This window comes from Streptomyces sp. NPDC058459 (genome assembly GCF_042721685.1).
In the GTDB taxonomy this organism is placed as follows: Bacteria; Actinomycetota; Actinomycetes; order Streptomycetales; family Streptomycetaceae; genus Streptomyces.
Window position 1 is genome coordinate 1 of the sequence record NZ_JBHXLV010000294.1, and the last position, 5,893, is coordinate 5,893.

A 5,893-nucleotide genomic window follows, 5' to 3' on the forward strand; every position below is an offset into this window, starting at 1 on the left:
GGGGTGGACTACTCCACGTCCCCGCCCGAGTCCTCGGCGTCGTCGATCTCCTGCTCCAGACCGAGCTGCTCGGCGAGCCACTTGTCGAACTCGATGGCCGCGCGGACCCAGCTCACCGTGGAGGAGACGAAGTGGTTGAGGTCGACGCCCGTGCCGATCAGCATCTGGGCCTCGCCGATGAGGCGGACCGTGCCGTCGTCGTGGGTGTGGGTGTAGACCTTGGGCCACAGGGTGCGGCGGTTCCAGTCGTCGATGGACTCCAGCAGCCGCGCCTTCTCCTCGATCTGGTGCGGGCGGTCGAAGAAGGTCCGCACCGAGAAGACGCGCTGCTCGTCCTCGCCACGGAACATGAAGTACGTGCGGAACTGCTCCCAGGGCGCCGCGAGGTCACCCTCCTCGTCCACGACGTACTTCAGCTCCATCTGGTCCAGGAGCTGCTTCACGAGGTCCTGATCCGGGAGGACGGGGCCCGCCGGTCCCTGCGGCTGCTGCTCAGGCTGGCCCCCGAAGTTCGGAATCGAGGACGGGTCGATGCTCACCGTGGTTTTCCCTTCGTACGGAATTCCGCCATCCTCCCCCAGAGGGGGAGGTCCGTGGCAAGCCCCGGCACGGCCTGTCAGCCACGGGCGGACACGCCTGCGCCGTACGGGGCTCTCAGCGGCGAGTACCCACTCTCAGCGCTCTTCCATCCGCTCCACGAGCTGCCATACCCCGGTCGACGGATTCCGGGCGTAGTCCTCACCGGTGGAGTCCAGCTTCCGGGCGCGCTCCACCGCATCGGTCCGGCCGTCCCGGTAGACGGTGAAGTCGACACGCGTCTTGTCGTATTCCGGCACGTGCTTGCGCAGGATCGGCAGCAGCGCCTTGTAGCTCGGCGCGTGTGCCGTGTGCGCGGCGAAGTGAAGCAGCAGCCACAGTTCGAAGCACGGGTGGGAGACGGCCACCCGGATGCCCGCGCGCCGGTCACGGCCGCAGTCACGTCGGGGTACTGGTCCACGTCGAAGACGCACCAGACCTCGTCGTAGCCGCTGACAGCGAGGCCACGCTGGGTCTTCGCCCAGGAGACCAACCGCGTCGGCGAGCACGCCTTGCCACGGACCACCACGGACACGGCAGCATTGCGAAGATGCTCGCGCAGGCCCTGGAAGTACTGGCACTCGGTCTCCTTGCTGCCACAGACGATCAGGAGCGTGCGCGCCGAACGCCGGACGGGGCCACGCCGGCGGCCCGATCCCTCACGCGGAAACGGCCTTGCCATGAGCCCCCCAGTAGTGCTCGACCATGTCCTCGAAGGCCCCGCCCGGCAGAAGTGGCACAGCGCCGTAGCTCCCCGCCAGATAGCGCCGTTCGAAGTTCTCCCCCTTGCGCGGCTTGAAGTCACTGAGCGGGTACAGCTCCGAGGCACCGTTCGCCGCGTCCTTCTCCACGAACCAGATCTGGTCGCGGCGCAGCACCTCTTCCCCGAGCATCGTGCCCAACAGGGAGGAGTCGTGCGTGGTGAAGACGAGCTGGGCGCCGAGCGGGTTCAGTTCGGCGCTCTGGAAGAGTTTGACGAGCCTGGCGGTCAGCAAGGAGTGCAGGCTGACGTCGACCTCGTCGATCCAGAGCTGGGTGCCTCGCGCGATCGCGAGCAGGGCCCACGTGACCAGGGTGAGCCACGTCTTCGTGCCGGCGGACTCATCCTCTGCCGTCAGCAGGAACTCCTCGTCTCCGACCCTGTGGACGAATCGGAGCGACTTGCTCATGGACTGCATGATGACGGCCTTGAGCTCATCGCTGATCTCCGTGGGCATCGGCTCTTTCCATACCTCCTGGGCAGAGCGAATGAGCCTGGGGTCCGCGTCCTGGCTCGCTCGTAGGCCGTGCACTCCGAGGTCTGCGGCCGCCAGCAGTTCCTCGGCCCGCGCGATACCTGTCTCCTCGAAGAAGTCGAACACCGCCGCGGTGAGGGAACCGGTCGTCGGCAGGGCCTGCCGTGTCTCGTCGTCGATGACAACGACCGCCCGCAGGGCCTCCCACACAGCACTCAGCACGACGTGTCCGGACTGAGCGGCGGCGGACAGATACAAGCTGTTGGCCCGCATGATCCGCTCGGCGGCCGCACGCTCGCCGGTCAGCGAGGCCCCGAACGTCACGGCACCGCCCTCGCGCTCGAACAGGACACGCTTCCGGGCCTTCGGGTAGGAGTAGAGCCATTCCTCCTCGATGGCCCGGTCACCGGCGCTGAAGCCGTAGACGTACCGGACGCCGCCGATGAGCAAGTCCACCGCGTAGCTGGACGGTTCGCGCCTGCTGTCGTGATCCAGGAGGAAGGGACGACGCTTCACCGGCTCGTCCGGGAGCCACCGGGCCTGCGAGTCACGTACGGCACCCAGGAAGAACTGGTACGCCTTCATCACCGTCGACTTGCCGGAGGCATTGGCGCCGTAGATCGCGGCCACGGGCAGTGCGGGGCGGTCGGCGTCATAGGCGGGGACCAGGTTCAGTTCCTGGGAATCGCGCAGCGAGCCATGATTGGCCACTCTGAAACTCAAAAGCATGGCACGACCCCCGTCTCCGCTTTTGTGAACAAGTGAATTGCATATCTGCCATCGAGCCAAGGCTAGCTTCCGGTTCTCAGCGCGAAAAGGCCCGCCACCCGAATGGGGGACGGGCCTTTGGACATCATCAGGTCAGAGCGACTTCCCCGTGGTCGGCCCCACCCGTAGCCCCTCACCCTCGCGGTACACCCGGACCGTGTCGCCGTCCTTGATGTCGCCGGAGAGGATCTCCTTGGCGAGGCGGTCGCCGATGGCTGTCTGGACGAGGCGGCGCAGGGGGCGGGCGCCGTAGGCCGGGTCGTTGCCCTCCTCGGCGAGCCAGGCCAGGGCGTCGGGGGTGACGTCCAGGGTGAGGCGCCGCTCGGCCAGGCGGCGGGCGAGGCGGTCGATCTGGAGGCGGGCGATCCGGGCCAGCTCCGCCTCGCTGAGCGCGGAGAACACCACCAGGTCGTCCAGCCGGTTCAGGAACTCCGGCTTGAACGAGGCCCGCACCGTGTCCAGCACCCGCTGCCGCTTCTCCGCCTCGGTGAGCGCCGGGTCGACCAGGTACTGGCTGCCCAGGTTGGAGGTGAGCACCAGGATGGTGTTGCGGAAGTCGACGGTGCGGCCCTGACCGTCCGTCAGGCGGCCGTCGTCCAGCACCTGGAGCAGGATGTCGAAGACCTCGGGGTGCGCCTTCTCCACCTCGTCCAGCAGCACCACGCTGTACGGGCGACGCCGCACGGCCTCGGTGAGCTGGCCGCCCTCCTCGTACCCGATGTAGCCGGGGGGCGCGCCGACCAGGCGGGCGACGCTGTGCTTCTCGCCATACTCCGACATGTCGACGCGGATCATGGCCCGCTCGTCGTCGAAGAGGAAGTCAGCGAGGGCCTTGGCCAGTTCGGTCTTGCCGACGCCGGTCGGGCCGAGGAACAGGAAGGAGCCGGTGGGGCGGTCCGGGTCGGCGACCCCGGCACGCGAGCGGCGCACCGCGTCGGCGACGGCCTGCACGGCCTCGCTCTGGCCGATCAGCCGCTTGCCCAGCTCGTCCTCCATCCGCAGCAGCTTCTGCGTCTCGCCCTCCAGCAGGCGGCCGGCCGGGATGCCGGTCCAGGCGGCGACGACGTCCGCGATGTCGTCGGAGCCGACCTCCTCCTTGACCATGGTGTCCTTCGCGGCCTCCTCCTCGGCCTCGGAGGCGGCCTCCAACTCCTTCTCCAGCTCCGGGATCTGCCCGTACAGCAGCTCGGAGGCGGTGTCGAAGTCGCCGTCGCGCTGGGCGCGTTCGGCCTGGCCGCGCAGGTCGTCCAGGCGCTCCTTCAGCTCACCGACGCGGTTGAGGGACTGCTTCTCCTTCTCCCAGCGGGCGGTGAGCCCGCGCAGCTCTTCCTCCTTGTCGGCGAGGTCGCGGCGCAGCCGCTCAAGGCGCTCGCGGGAGGCCGGGTCGGTCTCCTTGCCGATCGCCAGCTCCTCCATGCGCAACCGGTCGACGCCGCGCTGGAGTTCGTCGATCTCGACGGGCGAGGAGTCGATCTCCATACGGAGGCGGGAGGCGGCCTCGTCCACCAGGTCGATCGCCTTGTCGGGCAGGAAGCGGGAGGTGATGTACCGGTCGGACAGGGTCGCGGCGGCCACCAGCGCGCTGTCCGCGATCTGCACCTTGTGGTGCGCCTCGTACCGCCCCTTCAGGCCGCGCAGGATGGCGACGGTGTCCTCGACGCTCGGCTCGGCCACCAGCACCTGCTGGAAGCGCCGCTCCAGCGCCGGGTCCTTCTCGATCCGCTCGCGGTACTCGTCCAGCGTGGTCGCGCCGACCATGCGCAGCTCGCCGCGGGCCAGCATCGGCTTGAGCATGTTGCCCGCGTCCATCGCGGAGTCGCCGCCGGCGCCCGCGCCGACGACGGTGTGCAGCTCGTCGATGAAGGTGATGATCTGCCCGTCGGAGCCCTTGATCTCCGAGAGCACGGCCTTCAGCCGCTCCTCGAACTCACCGCGGTACTTGGCGCCCGCGACCATCGCGCCGAGGTCCAGCGAGACCAGCCGCTTGTCCTTCAGGGACTCCGGCACGTCGCCCTTGACGATGCGCTGGGCCAGCCCCTCGACCACGGCGGTCTTGCCGACGCCCGGCTCACCGATGAGGACGGGGTTGTTCTTGGTGCGGCGGCTCAGCACCTGCACGACCCGGCGGATCTCCTGGTCCCGGCCGATCACCGGGTCGAGGCGGCCCTCCCGGGCGGCGGCGGTGAAGTCGGTGCCGAACTTCTCCAGGGCCTTGTACTGACCCTCGGGGTCGGCGGTGGTCACGCGGCGTCCTCCTCTGGCCTTCTGAAAGGCGTCTTGCAGCTTCCTGGCGGTGGCTCCCTGCTTCTGGAGCACGTCCTCGGCGGCGCCGCCCCGGGCGGCGAGGCCGATCAGCAGGTGTTCGGTGGAGAGGTAGTCGTCCCCGAGGTCCCCGGCGCGCTCGTCGGCGTCCGCCAGGACGGCGAGCAGTTCCCGGCCGGGCTGCGGGGGCGCGACGGTGGAGCCGGTCACGCTGGGCAGCGCGGCGAGGGCGCGCTCGGCCCCGGCGCGCACGGCGGCCGGGTCGGCACCGACGGCGGCGAGCAGGTCGGTGATGTTCTCGTTCTCGGCGCCCGCGAGCAGAGCCAGCAGCAGGTGGGCGGGCGTCAGATCGGGATGCCCCTCCGTCACGGCCCGCCGGCTCGCGGCGTTGATCGCGTCCCGGCTCCTGTTGGTCAGCTCGGCGTCCACGTGCGTGTCCTCCCCTTCCGCAACCACTCCACAGCTGTCCACTGATGACCTGACCAGTGTACACAAACTTGAGTCGCCTGCACTCAATTAAGCGGCGCGGGTCTCGGATTGGCTAGGTTTCCGTCATGGCCACCCATTCCGTAGACCTGCACGCACCGGACGACGCGTACCTCGCCTTCTGGCGGGAGCGGCATCTGAGCACGCTCACCACCCCGCGCCGGGACGGCAGCCCGCATGTTGTGCCGGTCTGTGTGACCTGGGACCCGGACGCGGGGATCGCCCGCGTCATCACCAGCGGCACCAGCGCGAAGGCGGCGCACGTGCGCGCGGCCGGGCCCGGGGGCGCCCGGGTGGCGGTGTGCCAGGTGGACGGCCGGCGCTGGGCCACCCTGGAGGGGCGGGCGCGGGTGCGCGAGGACCGGGAGTCGGTCGCGGAGGCGGAGCGGCGCTTCACCGAGCGGTACGGCCGGGAGCCCCGGGAGAACCCGCTCCGGGTCGCCATCGAGATCGAGGTGGAACGCGCGCTCGGCAACAGCTGAGCAGTTCCGGCCACGTGGCCGGAGGGCGCATGCACCGAAATATGCGCAGAAACTGCAGCGGCGTCACCGTGTTCAGGTCACGGT

At 69.5% G+C, this 5,893-nt stretch carries 4 protein-coding genes and 1 pseudogene; 1 reads left to right on the top strand and 4 read right to left on the bottom strand.

Going from position 1 to position 5,893, the window contains the following annotated elements; genetic code table 11:
- Positions 1-8 precede the first annotated feature (8 nt).
- The 4 genes and pseudogenes from ACFWN1_RS31005 to clpB form a co-directional block, all read right to left on the bottom strand.
- Positions 9-539, bottom strand: coding sequence for a YbjN domain-containing protein (locus ACFWN1_RS31005; protein WP_384369330.1), 531 nt, complete (start codon positions 537-539; stop codon positions 9-11).
- 135 nt (positions 540-674) lie between these two features.
- Positions 675-1,258: pseudogene (locus ACFWN1_RS31010) on the bottom strand (RloB family protein).
- Positions 1,236-2,522 carry an ATP/GTP-binding protein gene (locus ACFWN1_RS31015; protein WP_384369333.1) on the bottom strand — a complete coding sequence of 429 codons (1,287 nt, stop codon included), beginning with the start codon at positions 2,520-2,522 and terminating at the stop codon, positions 1,236-1,238. Before ACFWN1_RS31015 ends, ACFWN1_RS31010 begins: the two are co-directional and overlap by 23 nt.
- 150 nt (positions 2,523-2,672) lie before the next feature.
- Positions 2,673-5,270 carry an ATP-dependent chaperone ClpB gene (clpB, locus tag ACFWN1_RS31020; protein ID WP_384369336.1) on the bottom strand — a complete coding sequence of 866 codons (2,598 nt, stop codon included), beginning with the start codon at positions 5,268-5,270 and terminating at the stop codon, positions 2,673-2,675.
- A 125-nt stretch (positions 5,271-5,395) separates the two neighbouring features.
- Here clpB and ACFWN1_RS31025 point away from each other — a divergent pair, with 125 nt between their 5' ends.
- Positions 5,396-5,809 (top strand): pyridoxamine 5'-phosphate oxidase family protein, encoded by a 414-nt coding sequence (locus tag ACFWN1_RS31025; RefSeq protein ID WP_384369339.1) that lies wholly within the window; start codon positions 5,396-5,398, stop codon positions 5,807-5,809.
- The last annotated feature ends 84 nt before the right edge of the window (positions 5,810-5,893 follow it).